The following is a 335-nucleotide window of genomic DNA, read 5'->3' on the forward strand; positions in this document are numbered from 1 at the left end:
GTACGACAGCGATGGCGGGCCCGGTTGGCAATACGATACGTGCGCGAAGAAAATTCTCGGGATACAGAGCGGCTTCCTGTCGTACGTGCGTCAGCCGCCTTCGCCGCATATCCCATCGCTGCCGAGTGAGCGTTGAACATGTTGCGCGTCGCGTCAAGGCTCGTGTCGCGCTGGCACACGACCGAACACGTCGATGCGCTCGCCGCTGCGGACCTCGGTCCCGTCCGCTGTCGGCATTCCGCCGATTTCAAACCGTTGACCTCGGTCAACGAGCGCGTCCGGCCAGCGATGATGATGGAAACACATTCGAACGCCGCCAACGCGTCGGGTTATCC

The 335-nt window shown here is 62.4% G+C and carries 1 protein-coding gene; it reads left to right on the forward strand.

What is annotated here, in order from left to right:
- Positions 1 to 138: 138 nt before the first annotated feature.
- Positions 139 to 335: hypothetical protein (locus tag AAEY79_RS14325; RefSeq protein WP_352288926.1), on the forward strand; the 197-nt coding region annotated here is incomplete at its 3' end.

This window comes from Psychrobacter sp. GW64-MNA-CIBAN-0177, from assembly GCF_040309585.1.
Classification (GTDB): Bacteria; Pseudomonadota; Gammaproteobacteria; order Pseudomonadales; family Moraxellaceae; genus Psychrobacter; species Psychrobacter okhotskensis.